The organism is Parabacteroides sp. Y3-G-102, from assembly GCF_023656845.1.
In the GTDB taxonomy this organism is placed as follows: Bacteria; Bacteroidota; Bacteroidia; order Bacteroidales; family Tannerellaceae; genus Parabacteroides; species Parabacteroides distasonis.
Window position 1 is genome coordinate 21,158 of sequence record NZ_JAMOKU010000006.1, and the last position, 20,378, is coordinate 41,535.

The following is a 20,378-nucleotide window of genomic DNA, read 5'->3' on the forward strand; positions in this document are numbered from 1 at the left end:
TTTGGCAAAAAAGTATTATTGACTTGTTTAATTTAAATATGACAATACACATACGATATAAAATCCTATTGGGTTACTTCGTATTAATGGCAGTCATCATCAGCATGGCTGCCATTCTTTTCCATGAACGGAAACGGGTGTGTGAAATCGAGTCGGAAGTGACCACCATTCATCAGGTCCGGCGTGATATCAGTGCCGTACACCATCAAATTACCATTCTTGCCTCTTACGGTGAGTCTGTTATCGGATGGGATGAAGAAGATTCCCGCAAATATCGGGAACGGCGGTTAAAGGTGGACTCTCTGTTGGAACAGATGAAAAGGAACTGCATCGCTTTTGTTAACCCCATGCAACTCGACACGCTCCGCGCTTTATTGAAAAATAAGGAAGAACATCTTTACGGAATCATGCAGGCTGTCAGCGCACAAGATAAAGCCGACAGTCTGTTGCAGAATCATCTGCCAGCCGTGGCAGAACAGGCAATCCGGAACCACACCGTCACCCGCAAGAAAAAAGGCATTGCCGGGTGGTTCGGAAAGAAAGAGACCATACAGGTTCCCCAAGATCCGGGGTCGCTCCGTTCGCTGAACATACAGCTGATCTCCATGCTTGAAGAACGGGAGGACGCGATTGATACCTATACCGACAGACTGCGGCACCGCAATCGGGAATTGAACCGGAAATTGTACACCTTGATTACAACACTGGACAATCAGGCGGAAACCGTATTCCGAAACAGGGAACATCATCTGAAAGAGGCATACGAGCTTTCCACACAGGTTATCACCGGTCTGGTCATAACGGCCATTCTCCTGTTGATCATATCCTACTGGATCATCCAGCGGGATGCGTATGCCAAGGAGGAAAGCCGGAAACGATTGGAAGAAACGATAAGACAGAATGCCGCATTGCTGGATATGCGCAAGAATATCATCCTCACCTTGTCGCACGATATCCGAGCCCCTTTGAACATCATCAGCGGCAACACCGAATTGGCGATGGACACACGGGAGAAGAAACGGCGGAACATTTATCTGAACAATATCGGAATCGTTTGCCGCCATGTGGTACACCTTCTCAACAACCTGCTGGACGTGTACCACCTGAACGAGGCGAGAGAGATACGCAACGATGTCCCGTTCAACCTTCATGGATTGCTGGAACGTACCGCTTCGGGATTCTCGCACGTGGTCAATAACAAGGGTATCCTGTTCGACAGCGATTTCAAGAATACGGAGGTCAGGCTTTATGGGGATGCGGACCGCATAGAACAGATCATAGACAACCTGCTTGCCAATGCCGTCAAGTTCACCGAGTCCGGTACGATCAGCTTCCATGTCCGTTATCACGACGGGAACCTGATTCTGGAAATAAAGGATACCGGTATAGGCATGAGCGAGGAGACGCTTTCACGCATCTTCCGCCCGTTTGAGCGTCAGACCTCCGCCGCCAATGCCGACGGTTATGGTCTGGGGCTGTCCATCACGCAAGGGCTCGTGAACCTGCTTGACGGGACTATCGAGGTGACAAGCTCCATTGACCGTGGAAGCACGTTCCGTGTAACCCTTCCGGTCCCGGAGACAAATGAGCCGGTGGAGAGCGAAAACCCGATACTGCCGCATTTCGAGTACCTTCCCCATAGCGTGCTGGTCATTGATGACGACAGTATGCTCAGGGATGTGATTAAGGAGATGCTGGAACGCAACGGTATAACATGCACGGTATGCTCCTCTGCCAGAGAGGTGGTCAAGGCCATGCGCTGCATGGATTATGACCTGCTCCTTTCCGACATCCAGATGCCCGGAACCAACGGCTTCTCCCTGCTTGCCCTTTTACGCAACTCAAACATCGGCAATTCGCGCACAATACCCGTTGTCGCCATGACCGCACGTGGCGACAAGGATAAAAAAGCCTATCTGGAAGCCGGATTTGCGGACTGCATCTACAAGCCGTTTTTTTCCCCGGAGCTGCTAAGCCTGCTCTCGACCGTAAAGAGATGCCGGGAGGATGAAAACCGGGGGATTGATTTCAGCACGATGCTGGCCGAGGTCAACGACAAGGTAAAGCTGCTATGCTCCTTCATCGAACAGTCGAGACAGGACGCGGAGGAACTCGCTTCGGCAATGAACAACGCAGACCGAAAGAAATTGCGTGAGACCGTACACCGTATGCAGCCGATGTGGGAACTGTTGCAGATGGAAGAGACCTTGTCCGCCTATCGGGTCTTGCTGAAAGACAAAATCGCGGGCGATGATGCCGTACGGGAGCATACACACCAAATAATAGAATGTACCGCCATGCTGATAGCTGAAGCGGAGAACGAAATAAAAAAACTGACAAATGAAACGGAAAATATTGATAGTTGAGGACAATATTGGTTTGTCGCAGATGCAGAAGGACTGGTTTGCGCAGGCGGGTTATGATGCGGTGACGGCCATGAACGAGCCGGTAGCCCGTTCGTTGATACGTAAGACCGCATTCGATTTGATACTTTCGGATGTACGTCTTCCGGAAGGGGACGGAATATCCCTCTTGGAATGGCTCCGCAAGGAAAAGAAGGATATTCCCTTTATCATCACGACCGAATATGTATCGGTCCCGGATGTGGTGCGTACCATCAAATTGGGTGCGATAGACTACCTGCCCAAGCCGGTACGCAAGGAACACCTGCTGGAACTGGCAGAGGATGTATTCCGGCCCATGGTCACGGTACGGAAACTGGAGAAGGTGCTGTTTCATCGGACAAGTCCGAAGATTCTGCAAGTGGAGAAGTTAGCCAGACTGGTTGCCCCGTCGGAAATGTCGGTGATGGTGCTCGGTGCCAACGGTACGGGCAAGGAATCTGTGGCGCAGAGTATCCATCAGGGCAGTGAACGCTGGAACATGCCCTTCGTGGCGGTGAACTGCGGGGCATTGCCCCGTGAACTGGCCGCCTCGCTTCTCTTCGGACACGAGAGAGGGGCGTTTACCGGTGCCGATACCGCCAAGACAGGCTACTTCGATATGGCGAAAGGCGGGACTTTGTTCCTGGATGAGGTAGGGACAATGTCTTACGAGATTCAGTCCATGCTCCTTCGTGTGTTGCAGGAAAATATCTATTCCCCGATAGGCAGCGGCAAGGAACGGGTGGCTGATGTGCGGATTATCGCTGCCACGAACGAGGATCTGCAACAGGCCATCAGGGACGGGCGGTTCAGGGAGGACCTCTACCACCGTTTGAACGAGTTCGAGATCCGCCAGCCCTCGTTGGCCGAATGCGCGGAAGACATCATCCCTTTGGCTGAATTCTTCCGTGAGCGTTACTCAAGGGAATTGAAAAGGGAAACAAGCGGTTTTTCCGATGATGCCAGGCGCAGGATGCTTGCCTACCCGTGGCCGGGCAATGTGCGTGAACTGCAAAACAGGGTGAAACGTTCCGTGCTTGTTTCCGAAGCACCGGTGTTGGAGATGGACGGATTGGACACCGGAATCCATCAGCATGACAATGAGCCGGCTTCCACGTCGGTTATCCAGCCATTGAGAGACGAATCGCTGGAGAAAAAGAATATCATCAATGCCCTTAAAGCCTGCAACGGGCACCGGGAGCAGGCGGCCACGATGCTGAAAATCAATCCGGCAACGCTGTACAGGAAGATGAAAAAATACGGGCTGAATTAAAAATGATGCCCGTCGTTAATGCAAATCTCGCTGAATATGTGTACATTTGCAATTAAATAGAGAAAAAACGGCATACCGTCTGTGAGGCGGTTGCCGATTGTATATGACATAAGACCGCAAGGCGTTTCTAATGGGAATCTGGAAAATTAACATTAACAGGAACTATTGCGTGATTGCTTATGCTATGCCTACGCATAGCGTGCATTCACCTATTCCTGTTAAGGCATTCCAGAGCCTCCATTAGAAGTAGTGTGTTTGCACGCTTCTTTTTTGGAACGGCTTCCGGTCCGGATTTAAAACAGAATTTATATGTCAAAAATCCAAGCGGTAACGGTAATGACACTGGACGGCTTCCTGCCGGAAACCGACAACGTGCTGACGCAATGGGCAATGAACCACAAGAAAGGGTTCGTCCAATGGCGGGAACGCTGCAATGCCCGGATTTTACCTCATTCGATACTGGATCTGCTTTGCGAGAAAGACAGAAAAAGTGATTCCTTTACCTATCTTGCAGAAGTTCATGATGCAGAATCCCTTGAACTTCTTCGGGGACTCTTCCATTACAACCTTGTGGAAGAGTTTATTATTTACCTGTTTCCTTATTCCGCCGGCAAAGGGATTTCCGTACAGGCCATCCTTCCCGTCCGGCAATGGCAGTTGCATAAGGCCGTTGCTTTTCCCAACGGCATCTGCCGCCTGATATACCGTAATCCTTGCAGGATGTAACTTGCATATTGCGAGATTTCTTGCGTCCTGCAAGGCCGTTATTCCATCATTACTTTTCTCCGATAAATTTTATTTCGCTGTATATCAGCGGAATGCCTGTGTCATTCCGTGAAATGCAGGGTCATTGGCACGCCGTTAGCCCTATATCATAATATAACCTGTTGCGCGACAAGGTGTAACCAATCAATTATTTACACTCAAAAGACAGACCGTATTATGATACAGACAGACCGCGAAACCTTCCAGATGATGCTTCATCAGATCATGGAACGGTTCGACAAGATTGAAGACAGGCTGAGCCGAATGAACCGCCAGACCTCGGCCCTCGACGGCGACAAGCTGCTAGACAACCAGGACATGTGCGAGCTGCTCGGCATCACCAAGCGCACCCTCGCACGGTACCGCCAGAAGAAGCTCGTGACTTATTACATGATAGACGGGCGTACCTATTACAAATCCTCCGAGGTAGAGGCATTCCTCAACCAGAAAGGAAAGCGTATGCCCGCGAGACTGAAAAAACAGATGGAAATTTAATTAAACTGAAAAGAATATGGAACTTGTATGTATTGACAAACAGACTTTTGAAGAACTGCGTGTCCGCTTCTGCGAATTTGAGGAACGGGTGACGCACGTATGCCGTCCGGTTGAGGATCTCGGTCTGAAGAACTGGCTGGACAACCAGGAAGTGTGCGATGTGCTCCGCATCAACAAAAAGACCCTTCAGGCGTACCGGGCCAAAGGGCTACTGCCTTTCAGCCGTATCAAGAACAAGCTCTTCTATAAGCCGGAAGATATACAGAGATTGTTGGAATTGAGTTATCACCCTTTAATAAAGAGCAAATTATGAGCTATCATTTTATTGACAAGAAAGACCCGCGCATAGATGTTATGTTCCAGGGGCTGAAGAAAATGGAGAAGATGCTTTCAGCGATGGAGGATATGCCGAGATCTCTTTTCAACGGTGAACGTTTCCTTACGGACGAGGAACTTTCCAAAGTCCTGCGGGTAAGCAGGCGCACATTGCAGGAATACCGTACATTCGGTGTGATCCCTTACTACATGGTTCAGGGAAAGGCTCTTTACAAAGAGTCCGATATCATGAAGATTCTGGACGATGCCTACAAACGGTGCCGGGAAGAGCAACGCTGGGTATAGCCCTTCCTCACTAACCAAGCACGGAGAAACAGCCTGCGCTTCGTTCAGGCCGCTTCTACGTTTTCCGTTTCAGGCGGTCGTTGATTTCTTTGTCTGCTTTTTCTTCACCGTGAAATCCTCTTCACAAAGGTCAATCCTGTTTCCGAAACCTGTGGCCCTCAACCGTTTCATATCCTCATCCACTTTCGTGTCCGTAACCTGCGCGTAAATCTGCGTGGTGGAAATGGAGGTATGTCCCATCATGCGGCTTACCGTCTCTATCGGAACACCGAGCGAAAGAGTGATGTGGGTTCCGTAATTATGCCGGGCCTGGTGGAAGGTCAAATCAAATCCATATACCCGACCTAATTCTTTCGTCAGCTGGATAAAATATCTGCGGGTATAAATATTGAAAACTCTGTCCCCGGTTCTTAGGTTGCGGTATTTCTCTATGATTTGGAGTGGAATATCCAACAGGCGGACAGAGGAAAGCGTGTCGGTCTTTTGCCGGTGGATATGAATCCACCATATGCCATCCTTCGCCTGCGTAATATCATTTACTGACAGCTTCTTCAAATCCGCATATGCCAGTCCGGTGAACGTCGAAAAGATGAACATATCCCGTACGAATTGTAGTTGCGGCTTCTCCACCGGCGTAGTCATCAATGTCTTGAGATCCTCCAGTTTCATGTGGCGGCTCTTCCTTTTGGGCAGTTCGGGATGCAGGCGGCAATATGGATCGCGGCGCAATGTGCCTTGGCTGACCGCACGCATCGTGAGTTTCTTCAAGCGGTACAGGTGCTCATGCACGCTTTTGGGTTTCAGGTTGCGGACTGTACGCAGGAATACCTCGAAATCGTCATAAAACACCCGGTCAAGGCTTCGTAACGTTACATCCTCCACACCTCTCTTTTCCCGGACGAAAGCGGAAAGATGCTTGTAGGAACGCAGATAGGAGTCGTATGTCTCCTGTATGCGGTCTATCCCGACACGTTTCTTGAATTCCTCATTATGCTCCCTGAAGAGAGCCAGCAGGGTAAGCGGTTTCTGTCCGATACCCTTGACTGCATTCTTGACCAGTTCCGCCGTGATGAAACCCAGGCTGTTCTTTATCCGCTCATAATGTCCGGCAATCTCGCTTGTCAGGTCATTTATGGCGCGGTTTACTGTAACGGCATTCTCGCTTCTTCCGTCAGCACGCCCTTTCTCTGGATTCCAGATGGCAGGATTGACCGAAACCTTGGTTCCTATCTGTGCCCATTCTGCATCAATGCTCACCTTGCACAATAGCTGGCACATCCCGTCCTTGCGCACTTTCGTACGGTTAATATAAAACAGCACGGCAAAAGTGCTGCGCCGTTTAGTGTTCTGTTTTTCAATATTCTTTTCCATATAATTGTTTTCAAGTGGTTATTAAATGATGACGGAGAAACACTCTGAAATTTTCCGGTTCAAGGCCTTTGTATCGGCATCTATCTTGTCATCGGTCACTTTCGCGTAAATCTGTGTCGTTTCTATCTGGCTATGTCCGAGCATCTTGCTGACCGTTTCAAGAGGAACTCCGTGGGAGAGCGTGATTTCCGTTGCGTATGTATGCCGGGCGGTGTGGAAGACCAGCGGACGGTCTATATGGCAGATCTTGGCAATCTCTTTCAAGTAAAGGTTCAGCATGGAATTGCAATACACCGGCAGTAACTTGTCACTGGGAGCTGTGTCGCCATACTTCTTCAGAATCTGCAACGGCAAGTCCAGCAGCGGAATCTCAAATTCTATCTTGGTCTTCTGTCTGGCACTTTTAATCCACCATGTCCCATCCTCCGCAAGGCATAGGTTATCCCTAGTCAACAGGCGCATATCTCCGTATGAAATGCCGGTGAAGCAGGAAAACAGAAACAAATCACGGACATGATAGAGAGTCTGCCTGTGAAGCGGGGTGGTCATAATCCTGTGTAACTCTTCTGCCGTGAGATATTTCTGTACGGCTTTGGGACGCACCGGCTCATATCCCAAAAACGGGCTGGCGGTAATGATGCCGTCAGCGATGGCCTCACCGACAATCGTTTTCAGCTGTACGGTCAGATTGATAATCGTTCCGGGAGCGAGATTACGTTCAGTCCGAAGGTGCAAATCATACTTGTCGATGAAAGAGCGGTCCAACGCGGAAAACGGAATATCCGACAGTTTGTATTGCACCTGCAAGAATCTTTCGATATGGTTGTAGGCATTGCGATAGGCCCGCAGGCTTCCTATTGTGCGGTTTACTCCCACACGCTTTTCAAAATTGCAGATGAATCGTTTGAAATACCCCAAAAGCGTTTCCTGCCCGCTGGCCATTCCAAGCAGTACACCTTTCACTTCATCGGCTGTCACACCGTCACGAACAGCCGACTGCTCCGTGTAGATATTCAATGCCATCGCACGAATCTCATCCAGACGGTTGTTGATTTCCTTTGCCGCCACGCTCTTGCCAGTTGCACGTCCGGAGGTCCAGCGTGACTGTGGCACTTTCATCTTCACACTGAAAGCCGCCTCGGAATACTTTCCGACATTCAACTTTGCCATTACAGGACAGTTGCCGTCAGCATCCGCCTCGCTCTTTTTCAGGTAGAACGATACCTTTACATTTGCCTGATTCATAACTAATTCCTTTGTTTGCAAAATTATTATATGCAGAGCAAATGAACGGCATGAAAAATATAGCGGAACGAAGAATAAGATACCTTGGCTTGTAAACAGAGCCTATATTTTTTTCCAATACGGAAAAATATGACTAAGTTTGCATCAACAGACATAGCAAAAACTGCGTTCTTTACTATGGTAAACAGGATATAGAACGAGATGCGGGAGCAATTTCCAAACCTCTTTTTCAATCCTGAAAAAGGCAACGGATAGGTAGCGATTCGTTATCCTAACTCCCCCCAAAAACGGTCAAAAGCCATAAATGGAAGAATCTGGTACAAAACCACATATCCCTTTCGGTTTCAAACACTTTGCATTATTTTCTCCAAAGCCATCCGTATGTGAGCGAGTTTCCTTATCTTTGCGCCTTGATGATACATATTCTTGAGTCTGAAAATTAAATATTTATGTTATTTAATTCCATAGAGTTCCTTATATTCCTGCCATTGGTTTTCTTTGGTTACTGGTTTGCTTTCAAGTCTTTGCGGTGGCAAAATCTATTTGTGGTAGCTGTTAGTTACCTGTTCTACGGATGGTGGGACTGGCGCTTTTTGCTGCTGATCCTGTTTACGTCGTTATGCAGTTACTTGAGTGGAGTCTATTTGGAGAAATGCGCTGGCAACCGGTCGGTCCAAAAGTGGATAAGTGCCGGCAATATTTTACTGAACCTTTCGATCTTGGGTGTGTTTAAGTACTTTGATTTTTTTACCGAGAATTTGGTAAATGTCCTTCACCTATTGGGCTGGGATGCCGATTACGTGACGTTGAATATCTTACTCCCTGTCGGGATCAGCTTTTATACGTTTCAGGCTTTGAGCTATACGATTGATGTTTACCAAGGTAAAATCAAGGCGACTCATGATATCGTGGCATTCTTCGCTTATATCAGTTTCTTCCCCCAATTAGTGGCGGGCCCGATAGAACGGGCTACTCATTTGTTGCCTCAGTTTCTCCGGCCTCGTAATTTCGATTGTGATCTGGCGTTGGATGGTATACGCCAGATGCTTTGGGGATTTTTCAAGAAAGTGGTGGTTGCCGATAACTGCGCTTTGTTCGTGAACGGTGTGTTTGAGAATTACCAGACGTTGGATGGGAGTACCTTGTTTCTGGGGGCTTTCTTCTTTACGATACAGATTTACGGTGATTTTTCCGGATACTCGGATATAGCGATCGGCTGTGCCCGGTTATTTGGCATAGACCTTATGCAGAACTTTAAGTATCCTTATTTCTCTCGGGATATAGCGGAGTTTTGGCGGCGTTGGCATATATCGTTGACGACTTGGTTCCGGGATTATATCTATATACCGCTAGGGGGAAGCCGGGCAGGGAAATGGAAGAGCTTCCGGAATACCCTTGTTATTTTCTTGGTAAGTGGGTTCTGGCACGGGGCTAACTGGACGTTTGTGGCATGGGGAGCGTATCATGCATTGTTGTTTCTGCCATTGTTATTGTTGGGTCAAAATAGGAGGTATAGAGATTCCGTGGCGGAAAACAGTTTCCTTCCCTCTGTGAAGGAATTGACACAGATGGGAGTTACGTTTCTACTGGTCTTATTGGGATGGATTCTGTTCCGGTCGGAAGATATATCTCAAGCGGCTGTGTACCTCGAGCGGATGTTCAATGCCTCATTATTCTCGGCTCCTCAACTTGTGGGCTTGGGATTCGGGCAACTCCTGCTGAAGAAATGTTTCTTTTTCACGGCTCTTATGTTCATTGTGGAATGGATCGGCCGAAAACAAGCGCATGGGTTGATGATAGAGGACCTGAGCCTTCCGGTTCGGTATGTTATCTATACGGTATTGCTGATTATCATCTATGGTTTCGACGCCAGTAATCCACAAGGTTTCATTTATTTTCAATTCTGATAAGTATGAGAAGGTTCTTTATAGCTATATTCCGGTATTTAGGGGTGGTAGGATGTTTAGGGTTGCTTAGTTGTCTGTTGATCCGCTCCTATTTTCATATAAGCGTACCCAGCCTCAAGAGTGATCCGGAAGTAGAGGTATTGATTTTGGGAGATTCCCATCCTTTACATTCGATATCCGCCGATATGCTGGGGAAATCGAGGAATGACGCTAAATCCAGTGAGAATTATTTCAATACCTATATCGATTTATGCTTGAAAGCGCCTTACCTTCCCCATTTGAAAACCGTGATATTGGGGTTTGGTTATCACACGTTTACCGTGGTCGATGATTCCTATCAGGATGAGTTTCCTGCCTATATGTCTATTTATCCCCATCTGAAGGAGCGGGAGGATTTGCGACCCTTGGTACAGGAGGCTGTTTCGCCGGTAACCCGTAAGGAGGTCATGTATTCGTATGAGTTTGGCGTTCCGTTCAAGAATTGCGTAGCTGAGATTAAAAGGAATGTGATCGAGCGTATTTTCACGGGGGCGACCGGGGGAACACTAGACGTTATTATCGATCGTCATTACTATGATGATAAGGGTGCTTATTTATTGCCATCCTCATTTCAACAAGAGATGTTGGGGCGAATCGTAGAGGAATGTAAGAAGCGGGATCTGTCTCTTATTTTGTACAATGCCCCTGTTTCCACGGAATATATGGAACGGGTTCCTTCGAGTTATCGAGAATTGACGGATTCTTTGGCTCGGGAATATGTGGATGATAAAACGGTCTTTTATTTAAATTATACGGCTGTATCGCTACCTGATTCTTGCTATAGGGACGCTGATCATTTGAATGAAATCGGTATCCATAGATTTACCCCGTTGTTAAAAGATACCTTGACTTGTTTGGGGGTAATTTCGGAATAGTTTTCGTATATTTGTAGAATAAACGATCGAATTAAATATACCACATGAAAGGAAACCCGCTTTATATCCTGCTTTGGCTATCCCTTATTCTTTGCTTTGCCTGTTCACCCGGTAAAAAAGAAAAGAAATATGTCATCGGTGTATCTCAATGCTCGATGACGGATATTTGGCGTCAATCCATGATACGTGATATGGAAGTAGAGGCTTTAAATCATCCGGAGATCGAGTTGGTCGTAATGGATGCTAGTCAGGATAATGATACTCAGATCAGCCAGATAAAAGGTTTTATCAAGAAAAAGGTGGATTTGCTGATTATATCGTCGAATGAGACCGAGCCTGTTACGCCTGTCGCTGTTGAGGCGTACAGGGCTGGTATTCCCACTATCATATTGGACCGGAAAATTAATAGCGATGAATATACGACGTATATTGGAGCGGATAATTACGAGATCGGTCGCTCGATCGGAATGTACATCAGCTCCTTGATCAAGGGGGAGACAACGATTTTAGAGATATGGGGACGGAGAGGCTCTTCCTCCGCTACAGAAAGACATCAAGGTTTTGTCGATGCGATGTCTATTGATCCGAATGTGAAAATCCGGGAGTTGGATGGGTATTGGTACAGGAAGAATGCCTATGAGGAAGTCTTGAAGCTGGATTCCATAGAGGATGTCGATATCGTTTTCGCTCATAATGATATGATGGCCTTAGGGGCCCGTGAGGCGATTGAGGAGCGAGATTCGTCGCTGGTGGGGCACGTGGAATTTATAGGCGTGGATGGACTCTTGGGAGGAGGCTTAGGCGTGGAGGCGGTTGCGCAGGGTAAGTTGGATGCCTCTTTTTATTATCCGACAGGTGGTGGGGTGGCTATTAAGGTAGCATGGCAGATCTTAAGCGGACAAGCTTATACGAAAAAGTATGCATTAAGCACCGCTATGATCGATAAGACCAACGCCGGTACCCTTTATTTACAATCAGACCGGTTGGTAGAATATCAACGCCAGATCGAGAAACAGCGTGCGAATTTGTCGCAATTGCTCTCGAAATATAACTTTCTTTATAGTTCCTTGATTATTATCTTGATATTGGCGCTTTTGTTGGGTGGTTCCGCTATTTACACGGTTTATATTAATCGTAAAGTGCGCCAGAAGAATCATTTGTTGAATGAGAAAAATCGTTTGGTACAACAACAGAAAGAGGAACTCTCGGTAGCGAACCAGCGTATCGAGCAAGTCACGGCACAAAAATTGCAGTTCTTTACGAATGTATCTCACGAGATAAAGACTCCTTTAACCTTGATTCTCGGGCCTCTGAACAAGATGGCGCAAGATGCCCCGGCAGGCGCTTTCGCGGATGATATCCGCATCGTTAAGAAGAATGCGGAACGCTTGAAACGTGTGATCGACCAATTGCTGGATTTCCGGAAGATAGAGAATAATAAGATGGGATTGCGGGTTACTAAGATGGATTTGGTCTTTTTAATCCAAGAGGTGAAATCTTATTTTAATAATCTGGCCCAGAGTAAGCGAATTGATTATACCTTCCTGCATGAAATGGATTCTCTTTTTGTTTGGGTGGATACGGACAAGATGGAGAAGATATTAACGAACTTGCTCTCGAACGCCTTTAAGTTTACCCCGGAGCAGGGGAAGATTACGATTCGTTTGCGGGAGGAGGAGACGGAGGTTGTCTTATCGGTGGAAGATAATGGAGAGGGTATTCCCCCGGAAAACCTAGCCTCCGTATTCGAGCGCTTTTTTACAAGCGGGCAAAGCTATGCTCCGGGAACGGGTATCGGACTGCATTTGACACGGGAATTTGTCCTTATGCATAAAGGCTCGATCCACGTGGAAAGCGAGCAAGGCGAACGGACAGTGTTTACCGTTCAGATCCCGAAAGGTAAATCTCATTTTGATGAATCTTGTGTCTTTCTGTCGAATGCGACGGAATCGTCCTCTGGTGTAGCGCATTTGGATATATCCCAAGTTCAAGAAACGTTGAATAAGAAATATGATTATACGATCTTGATCGTTGAGGATGATTGGGATATTCGCGCTTATTTACAGCATGAGTTGTCCGGGAATTTTAATGTACTTGTAGCGGAGAATGGTGCCAAGGCCTTGGATATTCTATTGAAGGAAAATGTATCACTGGTCGTCAGTGACGTGATGATGCCGGAGATGAATGGCTTCGAGCTTTGCCGCCGGGTTAAGTCGGATATGGCCCTCAGTCATATCCCGGTAATCTTGCTTACGGCTCTTTCGGATGACAGTCAACGCTTGTATGGATTTGAGGGGGGAGCGGATGAGTATATCCAGAAACCGTTCAATATCGAGATCGTGAAATTACGTATCATTAAATTGTTGGAAGAACGTAATCGTTTGCGGGAGGTTTTCTTGAAAGAGTCTCAATCGCCTGCGGGACTTTCCATCGAGACTAAAGGGAAGGTGGAGAGTCTGGATGATTTGTTTATGCGTAAGTTTATCGCTTTAATAGAGGAGAATTATAGCGATCCCGATTTCAGTATAGAGAAAGGCAGTGAGAAACTGGGTCTGTCTCGTGTGCATTTATATCGAAAGGTGAAGGAGTTGTCCGGGATTACCCCTACGGACTTTTTGCGTAACTATCGTTTGAAAAAGGCATCCGCCCTATTGAAGCAGCGATCCGGAACGATTAGCGAGGTTGCTTATGCCACGGGATTCGGCTCGCCGGCCTATTTCTCCAAATGCTTTAAGGCGGTTTATAATATAACGCCAACCGAGTTTATAGAGTCTTTGTAAGGATGCTGCTAGTACAGATGTTACATGCGGGTAACGTCTGTTATTGTCCCTTGGAAATAAATCTTTTATGTAACTTGTGTGATTTATCTTGTAGCTATAGTTATCGTTGTATTTATAACGATGATATACTTTTGCGGTGTCGATAAGTACGAAAGTTGTTTTTAATAGAAAGACCATGGAACAGGTGACTGAATCAAGACGTAAACCAATTGTCGTTGGGATTGGAGAATTATTATGGGATATGCTTCCTTCCGGGAAAAAGGCTGGGGGTGCCCCGATTAATTTTGTCTATCATGCGTCTTGCCTAGGTGCTGAGGGATATGCTATCAGCGCTGTCGGAGATGATGAGTTGGGTAAAGAGATCGTTGATGAGTTGGATAAGAATCATATCCAGCATTTGATCGAGAAAGTGCCTTACCCGACGGGAACCGTTCAGGTAGAGTTACGAGAAGGTATCCCTACTTATACGATTCATGAGCGAGTGGCTTGGGATCATATATCGCCTACATCCGACGCGATTGATTTGGCGGAGAAAGCGGACGCTATTTGTTTCGGTACATTAGCCCAGCGTTCCCGTCAGTCCCGGGAGACGATACAAGCGATCTCGTCGTTTGCGCCGAAAGACGCTTATCGTTTGCTGGATATCAATCTTCGCCAGCGATACTATGATAAGGAGTTGATCGAGGAGTCTTTGTACTTAGCGAATGTGTTGAAGGTGAATGATGAGGAGTTTAACGTTCTTCGGGACTTATTCGGCTTGAATGGAACTGAGAGGGAAGTGGCTTTATGGTTTATTGAGAAATACGGCCTTCGGATGTTTGTCTTGACTGCGGGGAGCTCCCATAGTACGATTTATACGAGAGAGGAGATCTCTACGTTGCCCACGCCGGAGGTCACGGTGGCGGATACGGTCGGGGCGGGGGATGCTTTTTCGGGGGCTCTAATCATCTCGCTCTTAAAGGGGAAGTCCTTAAGCGAGGCCCATCATTTCGCTGTAAAGACAGCGGCTTTCGTTTGTACGAAAGAAGGTGCGTGGCCTGTTTATGAAGAGTAATTCGTTTATATCATATGTGTTTAGATGTTTTGAGTTTATACAATTTCGAATAGGTATTACGTTTTTAAGGTAAAAAGGTTGTTAGGATATAAGAAGAGAAAGGCAAAAAGAAAAAGATGGTTTTTGTTTTAGGTTAAGTTAGATTAGATTGGTGAAAAGTGGCTCGGCTGTTGAAGTCGGGCTATTTTTATGTCCTTATGTTTCCTTCAAATAGAATGGTCTCGATAACCTGCAAGATTCTTCTTACAGGCTAACGAGACCTTCCGCTTTTATCTTTTCTGATAGCTTACAATTAATAAGCTCTCTCCAATAACCAAGCGTCTTGGAAGTTAGGAGCGTATTTCGCCTTGATGGCATCACGGCTATCGGCGGCGTCCGCTTTATTGTCGAAACTAGCGACGATCACACGCAACATACCTTGCTCGTTCTCGCCCAACACTGCGTTATAGCCATCATTCTGCATACGTTCTTTTAATGCGTAAGCGTTTGTCTTATTCTTGAAACTACCGACAACAACGCTATAACGTTTCAGACGGCTAGCGTCCTCGCCTTGAGCGGCGTTGATTTTTTCCGTACGAGTGGTAGCCGTAGAGGTTCTGGGTTTTGAGACAGGAGCGACCTCAACAACTTCTTCCTCTTGTTCTACAACCTCAACAGGAGCCGTCGACTCTTTTTCTTTGGCCTGTTCGTAAGCAGCCTTGTACGCGCTCTGTTTAGGTTTACATGAGCCGAGTGCTAATACCATACATACAGCGGCTCCAAATAACCAAATCTTATTCATACTGTTCAGTTCTTATAATTAGTAACGCGAAGATATAAATTATATTTAGTACTTTCGCACTCAAATTGTAATATATTATAACGGCATGAATAAATCTATCGGAACAATGATTATGGCAACATCTCTACTGTTAGGTGCTTGCAATCCGGCTACGGATGTGAACGTGAAGGAGACCGGTGATAAGAACCTTATCGGGAAGTCGGACATCCGGATCAAAGACGGTCGCATGACCCCGGAAGCTTTGTGGGCCATGGGACGTATCGGCGGTATGAACGTATCTCCGGACGGGAAAAAAGTGGTGTATACGGTGGCGTATTATAGCGTACCGGAAAACAAGAGCAACCGTGAGGTCTTCGTGATGAACGCTGACGGATCGGATAATAAGCAAATCACGAAAACCGGATTCGCTGAGAACGAGGCCGTATGGATCAAAGGAGGAACCAAGATCGCTTTCTTATGTAACGAGAGTGGTAGCAGCCAGCTTTGGGAAATGAATCCGGATGGGACGGACCGTAAGCGACTTTCCGATTATGATAAGGATATCGAGGGTTTCGCTTTCTCTCCCGATGAGAAAAAGGTCTTGTTTATCTCGCAAGTGAAAACCGTGAATAGTACCGCTGATAAATATCCGGATTTGGATAAGGCGACAGGTGTTATCATTACGGATTTAATGTACAAGCATTGGGATGAGTGGGTGACTACCGCTCCGCATCCTTTTGTCGCCGATTTCGATGGCAAATCGATCAGCAATCCTGTGGATGTAATGGAGGGCGAGTTGTTTGAGAGCCCGATGAAGCCGTTTGGCGGTATCGAGCAATTGGCTTGGAACACTACCTCGGACAAGATTGCCTATACCAGCCGCAAAAAGACGGGTAAAGAATATGCGATCTCTACGAATTCGGATATTTATGTATATGATCTGAATACGAAGCAAACGACCAATATAACGGAAGAGAACAAGGGATATGATACGAATCCCACCTATTCTCCGGACGGAAAGAGTATCGCTTGGCTAAGTATGGAACGTGATGGTTACGAGGCGGATCAAAATCGCTTGATGGTAATGAATCTGGAGACGGGTGAGAAAACATTCGTAAGCAAGGATTTTGACTCCAACGTGGATTCTTATTGCTGGAGCGCTGATTGCAAGCGTATCTATTTCACGGGCGTTTGGCATGGCGAGTCGCAGGTTTATCAGATAGACTTGGCGAATGGCAATAAGATTACCCTGCTGACCGAAGGTATGTACGATTACGCCTCTGTCGCTCTTCTGGGCGATAAGCTGATCGCTCAACGTCATTCCATGAGCATGGGAGACGAGATCTATTCGATCGATTTGACAGGGGATCATACGGTAACTCAACTTACGTTTGAAAACAAACATATTTACGACCAGCTTACGATGGGTAAGGTAGAGGAACGTTGGATGAAGACGACGGATGGCAAGCAGATGCTAACGTGGGTTATCTATCCGCCTCAGTTCGATCCGAATAAGAAGTATCCTACCTTGTTGTTCTGTGAGGGTGGCCCGCAAAGCCCTGTGAGCCAGTTCTGGTCTTACCGTTGGAATTTCCAGATCATGGCGGCTAATGACTATATTATCGTGGCACCGAACCGTCGGGGTCTTCCCGGATTTGGCTTGGAATGGAATGAGGCTGTCAGCGGCGATTATGGCGGACAATGCATGAAAGACTATTTCACCGCTATTGACGAGGTAGCCAAGGAACCGTATGTAAATAAGGATCGCTTGGGTTGTGTAGGCGCCAGCTTCGGTGGATTCTCCGTATATTGGTTGGCAGGTCATCATGATAAACGTTTCAAGGCGTTTATCGCCCACGATGGTATCTTTAATATGGAAATGCAGTATCTGGAAACGGAAGAGATGTGGTTCGCCAATTGGGATATGGGTGGAGCGTACTGGGAAAAGCAAAACGCTACGGCTCAGCGTACATTCGCGAACTCCCCGCATAAGTTCGTGGACAAATGGGATACGCCTATCCTTTGTATCCATGGAGAGAAGGATTACCGGATCTTGGCTAATCAAGGAATGGCAGCGTTTAACGCCGCGGTTCTTCGGGGTGTACCGGCCGAGTTGCTGATTTATCCGGATGAGAACCATTGGGTATTGAAGCCCCAGAATGGCGTTCTATGGCAACGCACATTCTTTGAGTGGTTGGATATGTGGTTGAAGAAATAAAATTTGAAGGCCGTCCCCAAAGTATATAGCTTTGATGGACGGCCTTCTTTTCTCAACGCAATAACAAACTAAGCGATAGTAATATCCTTATCCAAATAAATATCTTGAATTGAATGAAGTAACTCCACGCCGTCTTTCATCGGACGTTGGAACGCCTTTCTTCCGCTAATCAGCCCCATGCCACCCGCACGTTTGTTTATGACAGCGGTGACGACAGCGTCTTTAAGATCTGAGGCGCCATGAGATTCCCCACCGGAGTTGATAAGCCCGACACGTCCCATATAATTATTAGCAACTTGGTAACGGCAGAGGTCGATCGGATGTTCTGTCGTTAACTCTGTGTACATCTTTTGATCGATCTTCCCGAAATTGATAGCGGTGAAACCTCCGTTGTTCTCCGGTAGCTTCTGCTTGATGATATCGGCCTTGATCGTGACGCCAAGGTGATTAGCCTGTCCGGTCAAATCGGCTGCCGCGGAATAGTCGATGCCATCCTTTTTAAAAGAGCTGTTTCGTAAATAGCACCATAATACGGTCGCCATACCTAGTTCATGGGCATACTCGAATGCGTCGGCAATCTCGACTAGCTGACGTCGGCTTTGCTCTGATCCGAAATAGATCGTGGCCCCTACAGCTACGGCGCCCATATTCCATGCTTCCTTCACCGTGCCGAATAAGATTTGATTGTAAGAATTCGGATAAGTAAGAAGCTCATTATGATTTAGTTTTACCAAGAATGGAATCTTATGGGCATATTTTCGTGCGACTGACCCTAGTATGCCGAACGTAGAAGCGACTGCGTTGCAACCACCCTCGATCGCTAATTTTACGATATTCTCCGGATCGAAATAAATGGGGTTTGGAGCGAAGGAAGACCCTGCGGTATGCTCGATATCTTGATCTACCGGGAGGATAGAAACATATCCGGTGTTAGCTAATCTTCCGTGCCCCAACAAGGTTTGCAGACTATTGAGAGTCTGTATGTTTCTATCTGAATTGACCCACACATCGTCCACGCAAGTGGGTGATGGAAGATGAAGCAGCGATTTATCAATAGTCTTACATACGTGATTTAAATAATAATCACTTTTGTCTCCTAATAAACTAATAATCTTAGATGTATCCATATAAATAAATATTTACTTAGTAAACAATCACTGTCAAAAATAAGTTCCATAGTTTTTATCGATTAACACATAGAATTAATCTATCGATGAATTATGGTAGTATCGGATAGTTTAGTTAATTTTGTGCCATACAACCAATAAAAATTTTGCGATATATGAAAAAGAAATGGATTTGCACAGTATGTGGTTATGTACACGAAGGTGATGAGGCTCCTGAGTTCTGCCCTCAATGTAAACAACCGAAAAGCAAATTTAAGGAATTAGTAGAGACAGAAGGTGCGTTGCAGTTCGTTGACGAACATGTACTAGGTGTTGCTAAAGGTGTAGACCCAGTGATTTTGGAAGGTCTGAACGCTCACTTTATGGGAGAATGTACCGAAGTTGGTATGTATTTGGCCATGAGCCGTCAAGCAGACCGTGAGGGTTATCCTGAGGTAGCTGAGGCATTCAAGCGTTACGCTTGGGAAGAGGCTGAGCACGCTGCTAAGTTTGCGGAGCTTCTTGGTGACGTTGTTTGGGATACGAAGACTAACTTGAAAAAGCGTATGGAAGCTGAGGCTGGCGCATGCGAGGACAAGAAACGTATCGCTACATTGGCTAAACAACAGAATTTGGATGCGATCCATGATACCGTACATGAGATGTGCAAAGACGAGGCACGTCATGGCAAAGGATTTGAAGGTTTATATAATCGTTATTTCAAGTAATTTAGAGGTATTAGTTATATGTTTTAAAGAGGGGCGTTCTGTGAAGAATGCCCTTTTTTGTATTTGATAAAGTAATTTTAGCCTTTCAAGAGAATAACGATACTATATTTTATGTACTTTTGTACACGTCAACCACAAGGAAAGATGCCGGAGTGGTCGAACGGGCCGCACTCGAAATGCGGTGAGCGGGTAACCGCTCCCTGGGTTCGAATCCCAGTCTTTCCGCTTGATAACTATAACTTATTCACGCAGAATACTAAATGAAGCATATCGATATTGCGATAATGTTTTATGAAATTTGCGATTTCCCTCATATCGTTTCTTAGTGCTACTTTTTGAGAGGGGATATTTGTGTCCCGTATGATGGAGTATACTTTGTCGAAGTTAAGGATATTGAAGGCGTATTCCTTACAAGCTATGGCGGCTTCGGTAGCATAACCTTTATGCCAGTATTCCGCCCTAAGCAAATAACCGATCTCCGGAACCTGTTGACCATTGAATTCTTGATAGGTGAGACCACATTGACCGATAAGCTCTCCGCTGTCTTTCTCTATCATCCCCCATAAACCAAAACCATCGTTTTGATACCTCCTTAATTGCTTATCAAGCCATTCTTGTACCTCTTTTTTACTGAACGCTCCCTCGTAAGCGTACATTACAATCGGATCTTGTAAAAGCTTACAGATATTATTAAAATCATCTTGTTTTAATTCCCTTAATAGGAGTCGCTTTGTCTCTAATATCATCTCTTTCATAC

At 46.4% G+C, this 20,378-nt stretch carries 17 protein-coding genes and 1 tRNA gene; 13 read left to right on the forward strand and 5 right to left on the reverse strand.

The window, feature by feature from the left end:
• Nucleotides 1-38 precede the first annotated feature (38 nt).
• The 6 genes from NBH16_RS04125 (at nt 39) to NBH16_RS04150 (ending at nt 5,538) form a co-directional block, all read left to right on the forward strand.
• On the forward strand, nt 39-2,366 hold the full coding sequence (locus NBH16_RS04125) for an ATP-binding response regulator (RefSeq protein WP_250788143.1): 2,328 nt from the start codon (nt 39-41) through the stop codon (nt 2,364-2,366).
• The gene (locus NBH16_RS04130; protein ID WP_250788144.1) at nt 2,341-3,657 is read left to right on the forward strand and encodes a sigma-54-dependent transcriptional regulator; all 1,317 of its coding nucleotides are present in this window, start codon (nt 2,341-2,343) and stop codon (nt 3,655-3,657) included. Before NBH16_RS04125 ends, NBH16_RS04130 begins: the two co-directional genes overlap by 26 nt.
• Nucleotides 3,658-3,966: 309 nt before the next feature.
• On the forward strand, nt 3,967-4,383 hold the full coding sequence (locus NBH16_RS04135; protein WP_250788145.1) for a hypothetical protein: 417 nt from the start codon (nt 3,967-3,969) through the stop codon (nt 4,381-4,383).
• 216 nt (nt 4,384-4,599) lie between these two features.
• Complete coding sequence (locus NBH16_RS04140) at nt 4,600-4,917, forward strand: helix-turn-helix domain-containing protein (protein WP_250788146.1); 318 nt, start codon at nt 4,600-4,602, stop codon at nt 4,915-4,917.
• A 16-nt stretch (nt 4,918-4,933) separates the two neighbouring features.
• A complete protein-coding gene (locus NBH16_RS04145; protein WP_250788147.1) occupies nt 4,934-5,230 on the forward strand; it encodes a helix-turn-helix domain-containing protein in 297 nt (98 codons plus the stop codon).
• Complete coding sequence (locus tag NBH16_RS04150; RefSeq protein ID WP_250788148.1) at nt 5,227-5,538, forward strand: helix-turn-helix domain-containing protein; 312 nt, start codon at nt 5,227-5,229, stop codon at nt 5,536-5,538. Before NBH16_RS04145 ends, NBH16_RS04150 begins: the two co-directional genes overlap by 4 nt.
• 69 nt (nt 5,539-5,607) lie before the next feature.
• Here NBH16_RS04150 and NBH16_RS04155 read toward each other — a convergent pair whose 3' ends face one another.
• A complete protein-coding gene (locus tag NBH16_RS04155) occupies nt 5,608-6,909 on the reverse strand; it encodes a site-specific integrase (protein ID WP_250788149.1) in 1,302 nt (433 codons plus the stop codon).
• 21 nt (nt 6,910-6,930) lie between these two features.
• Nucleotides 6,931-8,154, reverse strand: coding sequence for a site-specific integrase (locus NBH16_RS04160; RefSeq protein ID WP_250788150.1), 1,224 nt, complete (start codon nt 8,152-8,154; stop codon nt 6,931-6,933).
• A 449-nt stretch (nt 8,155-8,603) separates the two neighbouring features.
• On the opposite strand from NBH16_RS04160, the gene NBH16_RS04165 reads away from it, so the two are divergent.
• The 4 genes from NBH16_RS04165 to NBH16_RS04180 all read left to right on the forward strand — a co-directional run bounded on the left by NBH16_RS04165 (nt 8,604) and on the right by NBH16_RS04180 (nt 14,809).
• Nucleotides 8,604-10,061: an MBOAT family O-acyltransferase gene (locus NBH16_RS04165; protein WP_057326649.1), complete on the forward strand. Its 1,458-nt coding sequence runs from the start codon at nt 8,604-8,606 to the stop codon at nt 10,059-10,061.
• A gap of 5 nt (nt 10,062-10,066) precedes the next feature.
• Nucleotides 10,067-10,975: a hypothetical protein gene (locus tag NBH16_RS04170; protein ID WP_250788151.1), complete on the forward strand. Its 909-nt coding sequence runs from the start codon at nt 10,067-10,069 to the stop codon at nt 10,973-10,975.
• Between the two features lie 44 nt (nt 10,976-11,019).
• Nucleotides 11,020-13,755, forward strand: a complete 2,736-nt coding sequence (locus NBH16_RS04175; protein ID WP_250788152.1) for a hybrid sensor histidine kinase/response regulator transcription factor — start codon at nt 11,020-11,022, stop codon at nt 13,753-13,755.
• 175 nt (nt 13,756-13,930) lie between these two features.
• Nucleotides 13,931-14,809, forward strand: a complete 879-nt coding sequence (locus tag NBH16_RS04180) for a carbohydrate kinase family protein (RefSeq protein WP_005856006.1) — start codon at nt 13,931-13,933, stop codon at nt 14,807-14,809.
• Between the two features lie 292 nt (nt 14,810-15,101).
• Here NBH16_RS04180 and NBH16_RS04185 read toward each other — a convergent pair whose 3' ends face one another.
• Nucleotides 15,102-15,590 carry an SPOR domain-containing protein gene (locus tag NBH16_RS04185; RefSeq protein ID WP_005856008.1) on the reverse strand — a complete coding sequence of 163 codons (489 nt, stop codon included), beginning with the start codon at nt 15,588-15,590 and terminating at the stop codon, nt 15,102-15,104.
• A gap of 85 nt (nt 15,591-15,675) precedes the next feature.
• Here NBH16_RS04185 and dpp5 point away from each other — a divergent pair, with 85 nt between their 5' ends.
• Nucleotides 15,676-17,787 carry a dipeptidyl-peptidase Dpp5 gene (gene dpp5, locus NBH16_RS04190; protein WP_196009752.1) on the forward strand — a complete coding sequence of 704 codons (2,112 nt, stop codon included), beginning with the start codon at nt 15,676-15,678 and terminating at the stop codon, nt 17,785-17,787.
• A 68-nt stretch (nt 17,788-17,855) separates the two neighbouring features.
• On the opposite strand, the gene NBH16_RS04195 is transcribed toward dpp5, so the two are convergent.
• Nucleotides 17,856-18,914: a class I fructose-bisphosphate aldolase gene (locus NBH16_RS04195; protein ID WP_008771817.1), complete on the reverse strand. Its 1,059-nt coding sequence runs from the start codon at nt 18,912-18,914 to the stop codon at nt 17,856-17,858.
• Nucleotides 18,915-19,069: 155 nt separating this feature from the next.
• Between NBH16_RS04195 and NBH16_RS04200 the strand changes: the two genes are divergently transcribed.
• Nucleotides 19,070-19,621, forward strand: coding sequence for an NADH peroxidase (locus NBH16_RS04200; RefSeq protein ID WP_005856013.1), 552 nt, complete (start codon nt 19,070-19,072; stop codon nt 19,619-19,621).
• Between the two features lie 138 nt (nt 19,622-19,759).
• A tRNA-Ser gene (locus tag NBH16_RS04205) sits at nt 19,760-19,846 on the forward strand.
• Between the two features lie 8 nt (nt 19,847-19,854).
• On the opposite strand, the gene NBH16_RS04210 is transcribed toward NBH16_RS04205, so the two are convergent.
• A complete protein-coding gene (locus tag NBH16_RS04210) occupies nt 19,855-20,376 on the reverse strand; it encodes a GNAT family N-acetyltransferase (RefSeq protein WP_005868101.1) in 522 nt (173 codons plus the stop codon).
• Nucleotides 20,377-20,378 lie beyond the last annotated feature (2 nt).

What these genes read in the sequence shown, in the direction of transcription:
- NBH16_RS04160 (WP_250788150.1), bottom strand. Translation starts at nt 8,154, where the DNA reads ATGAATCAGGCAAATGTAAAGGTATCGTTCTACCTGAAAAAGAGCGAG.
- dpp5 (WP_196009752.1), top strand. Translation starts at nt 15,676, where the DNA reads ATGAATAAATCTATCGGAACAATGATTATGGCAACATCTCTACTGTTA.
- NBH16_RS04145 (WP_250788147.1), top strand. Translation starts at nt 4,934, where the DNA reads ATGGAACTTGTATGTATTGACAAACAGACTTTTGAAGAACTGCGTGTC.
- NBH16_RS04135 (WP_250788145.1), top strand. Translation starts at nt 3,967, where the DNA reads ATGTCAAAAATCCAAGCGGTAACGGTAATGACACTGGACGGCTTCCTG.
- NBH16_RS04150 (WP_250788148.1), top strand. Translation starts at nt 5,227, where the DNA reads ATGAGCTATCATTTTATTGACAAGAAAGACCCGCGCATAGATGTTATG.
- NBH16_RS04125 (WP_250788143.1), top strand. Translation starts at nt 39, where the DNA reads ATGACAATACACATACGATATAAAATCCTATTGGGTTACTTCGTATTA.
- NBH16_RS04165 (WP_057326649.1), top strand. Translation starts at nt 8,604, where the DNA reads ATGTTATTTAATTCCATAGAGTTCCTTATATTCCTGCCATTGGTTTTC.
- NBH16_RS04200 (WP_005856013.1), top strand. Translation starts at nt 19,070, where the DNA reads ATGAAAAAGAAATGGATTTGCACAGTATGTGGTTATGTACACGAAGGT.
- NBH16_RS04185 (WP_005856008.1), bottom strand. Translation starts at nt 15,590, where the DNA reads ATGAATAAGATTTGGTTATTTGGAGCCGCTGTATGTATGGTATTAGCA.
- NBH16_RS04130 (WP_250788144.1), top strand. Translation starts at nt 2,341, where the DNA reads ATGAAACGGAAAATATTGATAGTTGAGGACAATATTGGTTTGTCGCAG.
- NBH16_RS04180 (WP_005856006.1), top strand. Translation starts at nt 13,931, where the DNA reads ATGGAACAGGTGACTGAATCAAGACGTAAACCAATTGTCGTTGGGATT.
- NBH16_RS04195 (WP_008771817.1), bottom strand. Translation starts at nt 18,914, where the DNA reads ATGGATACATCTAAGATTATTAGTTTATTAGGAGACAAAAGTGATTAT.
- NBH16_RS04175 (WP_250788152.1), top strand. Translation starts at nt 11,020, where the DNA reads ATGAAAGGAAACCCGCTTTATATCCTGCTTTGGCTATCCCTTATTCTT.
- NBH16_RS04170 (WP_250788151.1), top strand. Translation starts at nt 10,067, where the DNA reads ATGAGAAGGTTCTTTATAGCTATATTCCGGTATTTAGGGGTGGTAGGA.
- NBH16_RS04210 (WP_005868101.1), bottom strand. Translation starts at nt 20,376, where the DNA reads ATGAAAGAGATGATATTAGAGACAAAGCGACTCCTATTAAGGGAATTA.
- NBH16_RS04155 (WP_250788149.1), bottom strand. Translation starts at nt 6,909, where the DNA reads ATGGAAAAGAATATTGAAAAACAGAACACTAAACGGCGCAGCACTTTT.
- NBH16_RS04140 (WP_250788146.1), top strand. Translation starts at nt 4,600, where the DNA reads ATGATACAGACAGACCGCGAAACCTTCCAGATGATGCTTCATCAGATC.